This is a genomic window from Paenibacillus sp. FSL H8-0048 (genome assembly GCF_038002825.1).
GTDB lineage: Bacteria > Bacillota > Bacilli > Paenibacillales > Paenibacillaceae > Paenibacillus_AQ.
In genome coordinates this window covers 4,525,596-4,540,361 of record NZ_JBBODF010000001.1, presented here as the reverse complement: position 1 = coordinate 4,540,361, position 14,766 = coordinate 4,525,596, and the positions used below count along the sequence as shown (strand labels likewise).

Annotated in this window: 7 protein-coding genes, 1 tRNA gene and 3 rRNA genes; all 11 read left to right on the top strand. The window is 51.0% G+C overall.

Going from position 1 to position 14,766, the window contains the following annotated elements:
• Positions 1-211: 211 nt before the first annotated feature.
• The 11 genes from greA to NSU18_RS19260 all read left to right on the top strand — a co-directional run bounded on the left by greA (position 212) and on the right by NSU18_RS19260 (position 14,714).
• Positions 212-691, top strand: a complete 480-nt coding sequence (gene greA, locus NSU18_RS19310; protein WP_341015412.1) for a transcription elongation factor GreA — start codon at positions 212-214, stop codon at positions 689-691.
• A 164-nt stretch (positions 692-855) separates the two neighbouring features.
• Positions 856-2,370 (top strand): lysine--tRNA ligase, encoded by a 1,515-nt coding sequence (lysS, locus tag NSU18_RS19305; RefSeq protein WP_341149813.1) that lies wholly within the window; start codon positions 856-858, stop codon positions 2,368-2,370.
• 380 nt (positions 2,371-2,750) lie between these two features.
• Positions 2,751-4,311, top strand: a 16S ribosomal RNA gene (locus NSU18_RS19300).
• Between the two features lie 236 nt (positions 4,312-4,547).
• Positions 4,548-7,592, top strand: a 23S ribosomal RNA gene (locus tag NSU18_RS19295).
• A 207-nt stretch (positions 7,593-7,799) separates the two neighbouring features.
• A 5S ribosomal RNA gene (gene rrf, locus NSU18_RS19290) occupies positions 7,800-7,916 on the top strand.
• Together the 16S, 23S and 5S rRNA genes form the textbook arrangement of a ribosomal RNA operon.
• A gap of 683 nt (positions 7,917-8,599) precedes the next feature.
• Complete coding sequence (gene guaB, locus NSU18_RS19285) at positions 8,600-10,057, top strand: IMP dehydrogenase (RefSeq protein ID WP_076084859.1); 1,458 nt, start codon at positions 8,600-8,602, stop codon at positions 10,055-10,057.
• 125 nt (positions 10,058-10,182) lie between these two features.
• A complete protein-coding gene (locus NSU18_RS19280; RefSeq protein WP_341015409.1) occupies positions 10,183-11,577 on the top strand; it encodes a D-alanyl-D-alanine carboxypeptidase family protein in 1,395 nt (464 codons plus the stop codon).
• Between the two features lie 118 nt (positions 11,578-11,695).
• Positions 11,696-12,577, top strand: a complete 882-nt coding sequence (pdxS, locus tag NSU18_RS19275) for a pyridoxal 5'-phosphate synthase lyase subunit PdxS (RefSeq protein WP_341015407.1) — start codon at positions 11,696-11,698, stop codon at positions 12,575-12,577.
• An 18-nt stretch (positions 12,578-12,595) separates the two neighbouring features.
• Positions 12,596-13,180, top strand: coding sequence for a pyridoxal 5'-phosphate synthase glutaminase subunit PdxT (gene pdxT / locus NSU18_RS19270; RefSeq protein ID WP_341149812.1), 585 nt, complete (start codon positions 12,596-12,598; stop codon positions 13,178-13,180).
• 90 nt (positions 13,181-13,270) lie between these two features.
• Positions 13,271-14,560, top strand: coding sequence for a serine--tRNA ligase (gene serS / locus NSU18_RS19265; RefSeq protein WP_341015405.1), 1,290 nt, complete (start codon positions 13,271-13,273; stop codon positions 14,558-14,560).
• 65 nt (positions 14,561-14,625) lie between these two features.
• A tRNA-Ser gene (locus NSU18_RS19260) sits at positions 14,626-14,714 on the top strand.
• Positions 14,715-14,766: the final 52 nt, after the last annotated feature.

Here is a 14,766-nt window from a genome sequence, read left to right as displayed (position 1 = left end):
CTGGGACTAAGCCCCGTTCCTGTGCGCTTTATTGAGTATCGCTAAACATTATATGGGGCGTCATTGACATTTTGTAGCGGTTCCAATATAATTTCACAGTATAAAATCGCCGTTACAGCAGGAGCAATGGTGAAGGAGGGTTCTGATCCCTCCGGATTCGCATATAGTATGGTGTTTTCAATAAATGTATACGACAGGAGAATCGGTTGAGATGAGCGATAAAGAAGTCATCCTTACACCGGACGGACTTAAGCGTCTGGAAGAAGAACTGGAGACCCTCAAATCCGTGAAACGCCGCGAGGTAGCGGAACGTATCAAAGTGGCCATCGGCTACGGAGATATCAGTGAGAACTCGGAGTATGAAGACGCAAAGAATGAACAGGCTTTTATTGAAGGACGGGTTCTTACTTTGGAGAAGATGCTCCGCAATGCCCGTATTATTAATAGCGATGAGATCGTGACAGATGTGGTAAGCATCGGGGTCACAGTGAACGTTGAGGATATGGAGTATGGAGACATTATGGAGTACACTATCGTGGGTACTGCCGAATCCGATCCGCTGAACAACAAAATTTCCAATGAGAGCCCTGTAGGCAGAGCGATCATCGGCAAGAAGATTGGTACGATTGTAGATGTTAGTGTCCCTGCAGGCGTCATTCAATATAAAATTCTTGATATCAAAATGAAGTAAGACGGTTCCGAAGCTTCCTTAGGGAAGCTTTTTTCAAAATAAATACCAGCCGTAAAATATGGGTGAACACATACAGCTTATATTTTGTACCGGAACGGACTGTCCTCAAGATCGGGGCGGAGCCGTTTCTTCTTTTGTATAGTGAGTAAGAGAGGATGAAGAACATGACGGAAGAAATCAACAACGTCGAAACTACAGAGAATGAATTAAGTGAATTGCTGAAGATCCGCAGGGGCAAGCTGGACGAGCTCCGCGCACTCGGGATCGATCCCTTCGGCAAGAAATATGAGCGTACCGCTGCTGCTGGCGATCTTCTGGCCAAATACGACGGGCAAACCAAGGAAGAGCTGGACGAACTGGCGCTGGAGGTCAGTGTGGCCGGGCGCATCATGGCGAAACGGGTCATGGGCAAGGCAAGCTTTTCTCACATTCAGGATCTCAGCGGCAAAATCCAGATCTATGTGCGCCAGGACAGTATCCCTGAGTCGCAATACGCAGCCTTCACTATTCTTGATCTGGGCGATATCGTCGGTATCCGGGGAACCTTGTTCAAGACAAAAACCGGCGAAACCTCTATTAAAGTAGATAATCTTGAGGTGCTGTCCAAATCCCTGCTTCCGCTTCCTGAGAAGTATCATGGTCTGAAGGATGTAGAACTCCGCTACCGTCAGCGTTATGTGGATCTGATCATTAACCCTGAGGTACAGCAGACCTTCATCATGCGTTCACGGATTATCCAGTCGATGCGCCGTTATCTGGACTCACTGGGCTATTTAGAGGTGGAGACGCCAACCCTGCATGCCATCGCAGGCGGAGCAGCGGCCCGACCGTTCATTACCCACCACAATACGCTGGACATGCAGCTGTATATGCGGATTGCCATTGAATTGCACCTGAAGCGTCTAATCGTCGGCGGTCTGGAGAAAGTCTATGAGATTGGCCGTGTATACCGTAATGAAGGTATTTCAACACGCCATAATCCGGAATTCACAATGATCGAGCTGTATGAAGCGTATGCGGATTACAAGGACATTATGCATCTGACAGAGAGTCTGATCGCTCATATTGCCAGTGAGGTGCTGGGCTCCCAGGTCATTAATTATCAAGGACAGGAAGTGGATCTGTCTCCAGGCTGGCGCCGTGTGACTATGGTGGATGCTGTTAAGGAAGTAACCGGAGTGGACTTCGGTGTTCAGATGACGGATGAAGAAGCACAGGCCCTGGCTAAGGAACACCGGGTTCCGGTGGAGAAGCATATGACCTTTGGACATATCCTCAATGCGTTCTTCGAGCAGTTTGTGGAAGAGACGCTGATTCAGCCGACCTTCGTAATGGGACATCCTGTAGAGATCTCACCGCTTGCCAAAAAGAATGAAGAGGACCCGCGCTTCACCGACCGGTTCGAGCTGTTCATTGTAGCCCGTGAGCATGCCAATGCGTTCAGCGAGCTGAATGATCCGATTGACCAGCGCCAGCGCTTCGAAGCACAGATTCACGAGAAAGAGCAGGGCAATGATGAAGCCCATGGGATGGATGATGATTTCATCCGTGCTCTGGAGTATGGCATGCCGCCAACAGGGGGCCTTGGAATCGGTGTAGACCGTCTGATCATGCTGCTGACCAATTCGGCATCTATCCGTGACGTACTGCTGTTCCCGCATATGCGTAATAAAGACTGAGGATTTCTCATAGTCGGGACCCGGATAACCAAGGGAGCTGCTTTGGCAGTTCTCTTGGGATCAGGGATTGAATGCACCGGTCAAATGATTTTGAAATAATGCTTGCAATGAAACTCTATCCGTGATATATTCTATTTCTGGCCGCGAAACATCAACGCCGGGCTCGAAAAAGAAGTTAAAAAAAGAGCTTGCATTGATCGGCTGAATGTGATATATTATAAGAGTTGCTGGTGACGCGGTAATCGTCGCTGACAACGAGCTTGATCTTTGAAAACTGAACAACGAGTGAGTATCTGGAGATCACTTCGGTGAGATCCAAAAATGAGAATGTAAATTCTCGTCAGATGTTTCAAAATGAGCAATCGCTCTTTCTAAATACCAATTTGGAGAGTTTGATCCTGGCTCAGGACGAACGCTGGCGGCGTGCCTAATACATGCAAGTCGAGCGGAGTTTGAGAGGAAGCTTGCTTCCTTTCAAACTTAGCGGCGGACGGGTGAGTAACACGTAGGCAACCTGCCCTCAAGACTGGGATAACTACCGGAAACGGTAGCTAATACCGGATAATTTCTTTCTTCTCCTGAGGAGAGAATGAAAGGCGGAGCAATCTGCTGCTTGGGGATGGGCCTGCGGCGCATTAGCTAGTTGGTGGGGTAACGGCCCACCAAGGCGACGATGCGTAGCCGACCTGAGAGGGTGAACGGCCACACTGGGACTGAGACACGGCCCAGACTCCTACGGGAGGCAGCAGTAGGGAATCTTCCGCAATGGGCGCAAGCCTGACGGAGCAACGCCGCGTGAGTGATGAAGGTTTTCGGATCGTAAAGCTCTGTTGCCAGGGAAGAACGTCCGGTAGAGTAACTGCTGCCGGAGTGACGGTACCTGAGAAGAAAGCCCCGGCTAACTACGTGCCAGCAGCCGCGGTAATACGTAGGGGGCAAGCGTTGTCCGGAATTATTGGGCGTAAAGCGCGCGCAGGCGGTTATTTAAGTCTGGTGTTTAAACCTTGGGCTCAACCTGAGGTCGCACTGGAAACTGGGTGACTTGAGTACAGAAGAGGAAAGTGGAATTCCACGTGTAGCGGTGAAATGCGTAGATATGTGGAGGAACACCAGTGGCGAAGGCGACTTTCTGGGCTGTAACTGACGCTGAGGCGCGAAAGCGTGGGGAGCAAACAGGATTAGATACCCTGGTAGTCCACGCCGTAAACGATGAGTGCTAGGTGTTAGGGGTTTCGATACCCTTGGTGCCGAAGTTAACACAGTAAGCACTCCGCCTGGGGAGTACGGTCGCAAGACTGAAACTCAAAGGAATTGACGGGGACCCGCACAAGCAGTGGAGTATGTGGTTTAATTCGAAGCAACGCGAAGAACCTTACCAGGTCTTGACATCCAACTAACGAAGCAGAGATGCATCAGGTGCCCTTCGGGGAAAGTTGAGACAGGTGGTGCATGGTTGTCGTCAGCTCGTGTCGTGAGATGTTGGGTTAAGTCCCGCAACGAGCGCAACCCTTGACTTTAGTTGCCAGCAGGTGAAGCTGGGCACTCTAGAGTGACTGCCGGTGACAAACCGGAGGAAGGTGGGGATGACGTCAAATCATCATGCCCCTTATGACCTGGGCTACACACGTACTACAATGGCCGGTACAACGGGAAGCGAAGCCGCGAGGTGGAGCCAATCCCAGCAAAGCCGGTCTCAGTTCGGATTGCAGGCTGCAACTCGCCTGCATGAAGTCGGAATTGCTAGTAATCGCGGATCAGCATGCCGCGGTGAATACGTTCCCGGGTCTTGTACACACCGCCCGTCACACCACGAGAGTTTACAACACCCGAAGTCGGTGGGGTAACCCGCAAGGGAGCCAGCCGCCGAAGGTGGGGTAGATGATTGGGGTGAAGTCGTAACAAGGTAGCCGTATCGGAAGGTGCGGCTGGATCACCTCCTTTCTATGGAGAATCGTTTCCTGCAACGGAAACATTCAAATCTTAAATCTAGCCGGTCGGCTAGTTACTCACTCGTTGGTCAGTTTTGAGAGCTCAAACTCTCACGCAAGAAACTTGATCCTTGAAAACTGGATACCGAAACGAATTTGCGTTTTAGAACATTCCTTTAAGCTGAACTTGTGTAAACAAGTTTCAATATTTTAGTGATGCTAAGTGATTTTCCTAACGGAAAACACATTGGTTAAGCTACTAAGAGCACACGGAGGATGCCTAGGCGCCAGGAGCCGACGAAGGACGTGGCGAACAACGAAACTGCCTCGGGGAGCTGTAAGCAAGCTTTGATCCGGGGGTGTCCGAATGGGGAAACCCAGCTGTGGTAATTCGCAGTTACTCGTATCTGAATACATAGGATACGCAGAGGCAGACCAGGGGAACTGAAACATCTAAGTACCCTGAGGAAGAGAAAACAATAGTGATTCCGTCAGTAGCGGCGAGCGAACGCGGAACAGCCTAAACCAAGGGGCTTGCCTCTTGGGGTTGTGGGACGTCTCACATGGAGTTACAAAGGAATAGGGTAGGCGAAGAGGTCTGGAAAGGCCCGCGATAGAGGTAAAAGCCCTGTAGCCGAAATGGTATTCTCTCCGAGACGGATCCCGAGTAGTGCGGGGCACGTGAAACCCCGTATGAATCCAGCAGGACCATCTGCTAAGGCTAAATACTACCTGGCGACCGATAGTGAAACAGTACCGTGAGGGAAAGGTGAAAAGCACCCCGGAAGGGGAGTGAAATAGAACCTGAAACCGTGTGCTTACAAAAAGTCAGAGTCCTCTTTATGGATGATGGCGTGCCTTTTGTAGAATGAACCGGCGAGTTACGTTTAACATGCAAGGTTAAGGTGAGAAGCCGGAGCCGCAGCGAAAGCGAGTCTGAATAGGGCGACTAAGTATGTGGACGTAGACCCGAAACCGTGTGATCTACCCCTGTCCAGGGTGAAGGTGCGGTAACACGCACTGGAGGCCCGAACCCACGCATGTTGAAAAATGCGGGGATGAGGTGGGGGTAGCGGAGAAATTCCAATCGAACTCGGAGATAGCTGGTTCTCCCCGAAATAGCTTTAGGGCTAGCCTCGGTGAATGGAGTGGTGGAGGTAGAGCACTGATTGGGTGCGGGGCCCGCAAGGGTTACCAAGCTCAGTCAAACTCCGAATGCCATTTACTTCTTGCCGGGAGTCAGACAGTGAGTGCTAAGATCCATTGTCAAAAGGGAAACAGCCCAGACCATCAGCTAAGGTCCCCAAGTGTGTGTTAAGTGGGAAAGGATGTGGAGTTGCACAGACAACCAGGATGTTGGCTTAGAAGCAGCCACCATTGAAAGAGTGCGTAATAGCTCACTGGTCGAGTGACTCTGCGCCGAAAATGTAACGGGGCTAAACACACCACCGAAGCTATGGCTAGGATCGACTTCACTGCGCCTTTGAGGCGTGTTTATCCGGAATCATGAATGCCAATGAATTATCTGAAAGGATGGTTGGCTAAATGACTCCAGGGGATAAACACAGACTTCGAAGCTGGAGTGAAGTCGATCCTGGGGTAGGGGAGCGTTGTATGTGGGTTGAAGGTGTACCGTAAGGAGCGCTGGACAGCATACAAGTGAGAATGCCGGTATGAGTAACGAAAAGATCAGTGAGAATCTGATCCGCCGAAAGCCCAAGGTTTCCTGAGGAAGGCTCGTCCGCTCAGGGTAAGTCGGGACCTAAGGCGAGGCCGACAGGCGTAGTCGAAGGACAACAGTTTGAAATTACTGTACCACCGTAATCCGCTATGAGCGATGGGGTGACGCAGGAGGGTAGTGACGCGGACTGATGGATGTCCGTCTAAGCAGTGAGGCTGGTGTGTAGGCAAATCCGCACACCGTAAGGCTGGGCTGTGATGGGGAGCGAAAATTACAGTAGCGAAGGTCATGATCTCACACTGCCAAGAAAAGCCTCTAGTCAGGAGAAGGTGCCCGTACCGCAAACCGACACAGGTAGGCGAGAAGAGAATTCTAAGGCGCGCGGAAGAACTCTCGTTAAGGAACTCGGCAAAATGACCCCGTAACTTCGGGAGAAGGGGTGCCTCGGTAGGGTGAATAGCCCGAGGGGGCCGCAGTGAAAAGGCCCAAGCGACTGTTTAGCAAAAACACAGGTCTGTGCGAAGCCGTAAGGCGAAGTATACGGGCTGACGCCTGCCCGGTGCTGGAAGGTTAAGGGGAGCGGTTAGGAGCAATCCGAAGCTGTGAACCGAAGCCCCAGTAAACGGCGGCCGTAACTATAACGGTCCTAAGGTAGCGAAATTCCTTGTCAGGTAAATTCTGACCCGCACGAATGGCGTAACGACTTGGGCGCTGTCTCAACGAGAGATCCGGTGAAATTTTAATACCTGTGAAGATGCAGGTTACCCGCGACAAGACGGAAAGACCCCATGGAGCTTTACTGCAGCTTGATATTGAATTTGGGTACGATCTGTACAGGATAGGTGGGAGCCGTTGAAGCAGGAGCGCAAGCTTCTGTGGAGGCGCCGTTGGGATACCACCCTGATCGTATCTAGGTTCTAACCTGGTACCGTAACCCGGTACGGGGACCGTGTCAGGCGGGCAGTTTGACTGGGGCGGTCGCCTCCTAAAGAGTAACGGAGGCGTTCAAAGGTTCCCTCAGAATGGTTGGAAATCATTCGCAGAGTGCAAAGGCATAAGGGAGCTTGACTGCGAGACCTACAAGTCGAGCAGGGACGAAAGTCGGACTTAGTGATCCGGTGGTACCGCATGGAAGGGCCATCGCTCAACGGATAAAAGCTACCCTGGGGATAACAGGCTTATCTCCCCCAAGAGTCCACATCGACGGGGAGGTTTGGCACCTCGATGTCGGCTCATCGCATCCTGGGGCTGAAGTAGGTCCCAAGGGTTGGGCTGTTCGCCCATTAAAGCGGTACGCGAGCTGGGTTCAGAACGTCGTGAGACAGTTCGGTCCCTATCTGTCGTGGGCGCAGGAAATTTGAGAGGAGCTGTCCTTAGTACGAGAGGACCGGGATGGACGTACCGCTGGTGCATCAGTTGTTCCGCCAGGAGCATGGCTGAGTAGCTACGTACGGACGGGATAAGCGCTGAAAGCATCTAAGCGTGAAGCCCCCCTCAAGATGAGATTTCCCAACATGTAAGACCCCTTGAAGACGACGAGGTAGATAGGTTGGAGGTGGAAGTGCAGCAATGCATGGAGCTGACCAATACTAATCGGTCGAGGGCTTATCCAAAAAACTACCCCAAAAAGTGAAGATGACGCTGACGAAGCGGATTTCGAGTACTTTCCGGGGGCCCCGTAAGAAGGGCGAGCGCAGATTCGTTTCGGATTCAGTTTTCAGGAATCAAATTCCTGAACGATTTTAAGTTGCATGTCCTTTCTAAGGATTGATATTTTGCGGGAGTGATCTCACAGATGTCCACGCAGCGCAAAAATCATGTTTGGTGGCGATAGCGGAGGGGTTCCACACGTACCCATCCCGAACACGACCGTTAAGCCCTCCAGCGCCGATGGTACTTGGACCGAAGGGTCCTGGGAGAGTAGGACGTTGCCAAGCACTTAAGACCACTGTTGATAATTCGACAGTGGTCTTTTTGTATGAACGGACCGACATCGACATATCATGCCGTGGGCGATGACTGAAGGCGTGCCGGATGCGCAGCGATCTAAGGTTTACGGGAAGCAGTTGGATTTTATCCACTTCTTGATGAGCAAATGGTCGATGCACAGCCAAGAGTTGGATAAACAACACTTAATAGATTCAATTTTAGCCAAAATAGCGTTCGCAGGCAGGAATAGTTGCTGTTTATCCACTTGCTTCAGCTGATGCCATTGATATTAACTAATTAAGATACGTTTCTCCAATTGTTTGTTCCAGAAGGATTATAGTGAACCGATTAATTTAGATTTTAGCTACAGGTATAAAGGCGTCAAACGCGGCTGAAGCTGCTACGTTGTCCACTGTAGACGGACTTTAGTCCAAGAATTCGCTTACCGGAGGGCGTATTGCCTAATCCCTTCACAGAGCGGTGTAATATTCTTGACAGGCCAAATGCCCTTTGCTAAGATGGACAATAATATATTTTTGGACAAGCCTCTCAAACCTTAACAGAAGACACAATTATGTATAACTCCCAGGCCTCTACCGCTGTCTATCGGGTATGGACTTGACGCAGGAGTTTCTTTATTCATAAGTTGGCGGGCGGGTAGAGAAAAGAATTTAGAGGAGGAATGACCCAGGTGTGGGAAGATAAGTTTGGTAAAGAGGGATTCACTTTCGATGATGTGCTGCTGGTTCCGCGTAAATCCGAGGTATTACCTAAGGAAGTGGACCTAACCACTGTACTCAGCAAGAATGTGAAGCTGAATATCCCTTTGATGAGTGCAGGTATGGACACAGTCACAGAAGCCGCTATGGCGATTGCTATCGCCCGTGAGGGCGGGATCGGCATTATTCATAAGAATATGTCCGTAGAGCAGCAGGCAGAAGAGGTGGACCGTGTGAAGCGCTCAGAGAGCGGGGTTATTACCAATCCATTCTCACTTACGCCGGACCACTGGGTATCCGATGCTGAAGTCCTGATGGGCAAATACCGTATCTCGGGTGTGCCTATCGTAGATGAAGAGGGTAAGCTTGTCGGTATTCTGACGAACCGCGACCTGCGTTTCATCCATGATTTCAATATTCAGATCAAAGAAGTGATGACTCATGAGAATCTCGTTACAGCTGCTGTAGGAACTACACTTCAGGAAGCGAAAGGTATTCTGCAGCGCCACAAGATTGAGAAGCTGCCGCTGGTAGACGAGCATAATATTCTCAAAGGTCTCATTACTATTAAAGATATAGAGAAAGCTATCCAGTTCCCCAATGGTGCCAAGGATGCCCACGGACGTCTGCTGGTTGGAGCGGCAATCGGAATCTCCAAGGATACGCTGGAACGGACAGAAGCATTGGTAAAAGCCGGTGTGGACCTGATTACCGTGGATTCTGCACATGGCCATCACATTAACATTATCGATGCAGTGCGCAAGCTGCGTGAGACTTATCCTGATCTAACAATTGTAGCTGGTAATGTAGCTACAGGCGAAGCTACCCGCGAATTGATTGAAGCAGGAGCCTCCGTAATCAAGGTGGGTATTGGCCCGGGATCTATCTGTACTACCCGCGTAATTGCCGGAATCGGTGTTCCGCAGGTTACTGCGATCTACGATTGTGCGACAGTAGCCCGTGAATATGGCATTCCGGTGATTGCAGACGGAGGAATCAAGTACTCCGGTGAGATTACCAAGGCCATCGCCGCCGGTGCCGCTGCAGTCATGATGGGCAGCCTGTTCGCTGGTACAGAAGAAAGTCCCGGAGAGTCGGAAATCTATCAGGGACGTAAATATAAGGTATACCGCGGCATGGGCAGCATGAGCGCCATGAAGCAAGGCAGTAAAGACCGTTACTTCCAGGATGATGATAAGAAGCTGGTACCGGAAGGCATAGAGGGCCGTGTAGCCTTTAAAGGGCCATTGTCCGACACGGTTCACCAATTGATTGGCGGACTGCGCTCCGGTATGGGTTATTGCGGAACGAAGACGTTAGAAGAGCTGCGCAATGATACCTCGTTCATCCGGATCACTGGAGCGGGCCTGCGTGAGAGTCATCCTCATGATGTACAGATCACCAAGGAAGCTCCGAACTATTCCCTGTAAGCCGGGAAGAATCACCTATTTTGTTGACAGGCAGGACTAATTTAGTCCTGTCTGTCTTTTTTTGCAGATACCCCTGTGTTAGAATAGAACAAGCACTGATTTGAGGATTAAAGGAGAGTTAATCATTGAAGGCCAAGCGAAAACTAAGCAGTAAGCAAATTGTGATTAAAACAGCGACAGTAGGTCTGCTTTTAAATATGTTAGCATTTCCTGCGGCTTCTGCGATGGCAGAGGCAGTAACTAAATCGGCTACAACAGAGGCTGGAACGAAGGCGGCGGCTACCCCTGCCAAGACAGCAGTAGCCAAGATCCCAACCGTAGAATCGCTCGGACTGAATGTGAAATCTGCAGTGCTGATTGAGCCTACTACAGGGGAGATTCTGCTCTCGTATAATGCCGATCAGCCTATGCCTCCAGCAAGTATGACGAAGATGATGACTGAATATCTGGTGACGGAAGCTGTGAATAGCGGCAAGATCTCCTGGGACCAAAAAGTCACCATACAGGAGAATGCGTCCAAGCAGATCGGTTCACGGATTTTTCTGGCAGCGGGTGATGAACATACAGTTAAAGAACTCTACATAGCGATGGCAGTAGGCTCAGCCAATGATGCTACGGTTGCCCTGGCCGAACTGGTCGCGGGTTCAGAGCAGCAATTCGTCACTATGATGAATGAAACAGCGAAGAAGATGGGGATGAAGACGGCCCATTTCATTAATCCCACTGGGCTTGACCGTAAGGACATGCCCAAGAAATTCCGCCCGGAGGGTGAAGGCGAAACGGTAATGTCTGCGATGGATGCAGCGATTCTTGCCAAGTATATTGTAACGGATCATCCGGATTTCACCGATTTCACCACAATCCAATCCTATAAGTTCCGTGAGCGCGATTCGAAGCCGATGGTTAACTACAACTGGATGCTGGAGGCCAACAAGGATATTCCGAACTTCAAGGCTTATGCGTATCCTGGCCTGGACGGGCTGAAGACTGGACATACATCCAAGGCGGGGAACTGCTTCACCGGTACTGCGGTGCGTGACGGCATGCGTCTCATCAGCGTTGTTATGGGAGCGGACTCTGAAGCCCACCGTTTCACCGAAACCAAGAAGGTACTGGATTTCGGCTTTAATAATTTTGAGATTAAGCAGGTTGTTGCGCCTAAAGCTGTGATTGCCGGCACTGAAACTGTGCCTGTGCTGAAGGGTAAGAATAAAGAGGTATCCGTAGTGACGGATGCTGGTGTAACGTTCATGGTTCCGAAGGGCACTGTATCTCCGCAGATCAAAACTACAGTGGTCACGAATGATCCGGCTACGCTGGTCGCACCGATTGCTGGAGCCAGCAAGGTAGGTAAGGTCACTTACTCCTATAAGATAGAGGGAATGTCTCAGACGCAGGAGAAGACGGTGAACCTGATTACTACCGAGGAAGCGGAGAAGGCGGGCTGGTTCAAGCTACTGCTGAGAGCCATTGGTGATTTTTTCGGTGATCTGTTCAAAGGAATTAAAAACCTGTTCTAGCCTAACAGGGCACTGGCCTCGGCTTCACGACAAAATCCCAGTAAATAGGTTGTATATATTACTGCCTTACGGTAGAATTACATGTTAGATTAGGTTAGATCTAACGGGAGGCGTAGATATGGAAACAGGAACTTCGCGAGTCAAAAGAGGCATGGCGGAAATGCAAAAAGGCGGCGTCATTATGGACGTCATGAATGCAGAGCAGGCGAAAATTGCTGAGGCCGCGGGCGCAGTTGCCGTTATGGCCCTGGAGCGTGTACCTTCCGATATCCGCGCAGCGGGTGGTGTCGCACGTATGGCTGATCCTACTATTGTAGAAGAGGTCATCAAGGCAGTAAGTATTCCTGTGATGGCCAAAGCGCGGATCGGCCACTATGTGGAAGCCAAGGTTCTCGAATCTCTGGGTGTAGACTATCTCGATGAGAGTGAAGTGCTTACGCCTGCCGATGAAGTGTTCCATATCAACAAACGCGAATTCACGGTTCCTTTTGTATGCGGAGCCAAGGATCTTGGGGAAGCGCTGCGACGCATTAGCGAAGGTGCCTCCATGATCCGCACCAAGGGTGAGCCGGGAACCGGCAACATCGTGGAAGCGGTCCGCCATATGCGCCACATTAACAGCCAGATCCGCAAGGTGGCTGGTCTCTCGCCTGATGAGCTATATCATGAGGCTAAGACGCTGGGTGTTCCGTATGAGCTGCTACTGGAGGTTCACGAGCTGGGTAAGCTGCCTGTCGTTAACTTTGCTGCCGGTGGTGTAGCAACGCCTGCCGATGCCGCGCTCATGATGCATCTGGGTGCTGACGGGGTGTTTGTCGGCTCGGGAATTTTCAAATCGGACAATCCTGAGAAGTTCGCCCGTGCCATCGTCGAAGCGACAACCCACTTTACGGACTACAAGCTGATTGCTGAGGTGTCTAAAAATCTGGGCACTCCGATGAAGGGAATTGATATCGCCACGTTATCCCCGGCTGAACGCATGTCGGAACGCGGCCGTTAATAGAGAGAAGGCTTCCGGATGAGAATTGGAGTGTTGGCGCTTCAAGGCGCTGTTACAGAGCATATTGTCAGCATTGAGAAGACCGGCGCGCAGGGCCTGCCTATTAAGCGTATAGAGGAGCTAGACGGAGTAGAGGGTCTAATCATTCCCGGCGGTGAGAGTACGACGATTGGCAAATTGATGCGAAAATATGGCTTTATTGAAGCGATCCGCGACTTCGCGGGTCAAGGTAAGCCTATTTTTGGTACATGCGCCGGGATGATCGTGCTGGCGAAGCGGATTGCCGGAGATGAGGCCGGTCATCTGGAGCTGATGGATATTACCGTGGCCAGGAATGCCTTTGGCCGCCAGCGGGAAAGCTTTGAATGTGATCTCCAGGTTAAGGGGATTGCTGAGCCGGTGCGGGCGGTATTTATCCGCGCTCCGCTTATCGAAGAGGTGGGTCCTGATGTTGAGGTGCTTACGCTCTATAAGGATGAGATTGTAACCGCGCGCCAGGGCAATCTGCTGGCCTGCTCGTTTCACCCGGAATTGACCGATGATTACAGGCTGCACCAATATTTTGCCGGCATGGTAGAGGACAGGATTGCAGCCAATCTATAGAACCGCATATAAGGACACTTTGACTCTTTCAAAGCTGCAAACAAAACAGCATTTTGAAAGAGTTTGGGCTGTTTTCAGGAGGGAAACTTTGTGTTAGATGTTAAAGTATTGCGCAGCGATTATGCAAGAGTAGAAGAGGCACTGAATAAAAGAGGAAAGTCGCTGGATTTGATTGCCGGCTTCCCGGCGCTGGATCAGCGCCGCCGTGAGCTGCTTCAGGAGACAGAAGGGCTCAAGAACCGCCGGAACACTGTATCCGGAGACGTAGCCAAGAAGAAGAAGAATGGTGAACCGGCCGATGATCTGATCGCAGAGATGCGTACGGTATCTGACCGGATTAAGGAATTGGATGATGAGGTGCGTGAGCTTGAGGTCAAGATTGATGAGCTGACAATGAGCATCCCGAATATTCCGCATGAATCGGTGCCTGTGGGCACCTCCGAGGCAGACAATGTTGAAGTGCGCCGCTGGTCAGAGCCTACAGAGCTTGGATTCACTCCGAAATCCCACTGGGAGCTGGCGCAGCAGTTGGATATCATTGATTTTGAGGCAGCGGCGAAGGTTACGGGTTCCCGGTTTGTCTTCTATAAGGGACTCGGTGCCAGACTGGAGCGTGCCCTGATTAATTTCATGATGGACCTGCACAGCGGAGAACATAACTATGAAGAGATGCTGCCGCCTTATATTGTTAATAAGGACAGCCTCTATGGAACGGGACAGCTGCCCAAATTCGAAGAGGACCTGTTCAAGCTGCGGGATACAGAGTATTATCTGATTCCTACAGCAGAAGTGCCTGTGACGAACTATTACCGTGAAGAGATTATGACGGCTGGCGATCTGCCAAAGTATCATGTGGCCTACAGCTCTTGCTTCCGTTCGGAGGCGGGTTCTGCGGGACGCGATACCCGCGGTCTGATCCGCCAGCATCAGTTCAACAAGGTGGAGCTGGTGAAGCTGGCCAGCCCGGAGAGCTCCTATGAGGAGCTGGAGAAGATGACAGCCGACGCTGAGCGTGTGCTGCAGCTTCTGGGGCTGCCTTACCGCGTTCTGCTGCTCTGTACGGCGGATATGGGCTTCACCTCTGCCAAAACGTATGACCTTGAGGTGTGGCTGCCTGAGAGCGGCATGTACCGCGAGATCTCCTCATGCTCCAACACCGAGGACTTCCAGGCACGCCGGGCCAATATCCGTTACCGCAAGGACCCGAAGGCGAAGCCTGAATTCGTGCATACGCTGAATGGCTCTGCGCTGGCTGTAGGACGTACCGTAGCAGCTATTCTGGAGAACTACCAGCAGGAGGACGGAAGTGTGCTGATTCCGGAATGTCTGCAGCCGTATATGCGTAATGTGAAATCCATTTCTGCAAAAACAGCTCAATAATAATAGTTGCATATTATTTGCTGGGCGTGGTATAATTCCTAATGCATGTGAAATTTCAATGCATTGGAGAGGTACCGAAGCGGTCATAACGGGGCGGTCTTGAAAACCGTTAGGGTGCAAGCCCACATGGGTTCGAATCCCATCCTCTCCGCCATTCCTTTACAGCTAAATAAGTGCAGATAGAAGCCGTTCTCTTAGGAGGGCGG

What these genes read in the sequence shown, in the direction of transcription:
- pdxT (WP_341149812.1), top strand. Translation starts at nt 12,596, where the DNA reads ATGAGAATTGGAGTGTTGGCGCTTCAAGGCGCTGTTACAGAGCATATT.
- lysS (WP_341149813.1), top strand. Translation starts at nt 856, where the DNA reads ATGACGGAAGAAATCAACAACGTCGAAACTACAGAGAATGAATTAAGT.
- pdxS (WP_341015407.1), top strand. Translation starts at nt 11,696, where the DNA reads ATGGAAACAGGAACTTCGCGAGTCAAAAGAGGCATGGCGGAAATGCAA.
- greA (WP_341015412.1), top strand. Translation starts at nt 212, where the DNA reads ATGAGCGATAAAGAAGTCATCCTTACACCGGACGGACTTAAGCGTCTG.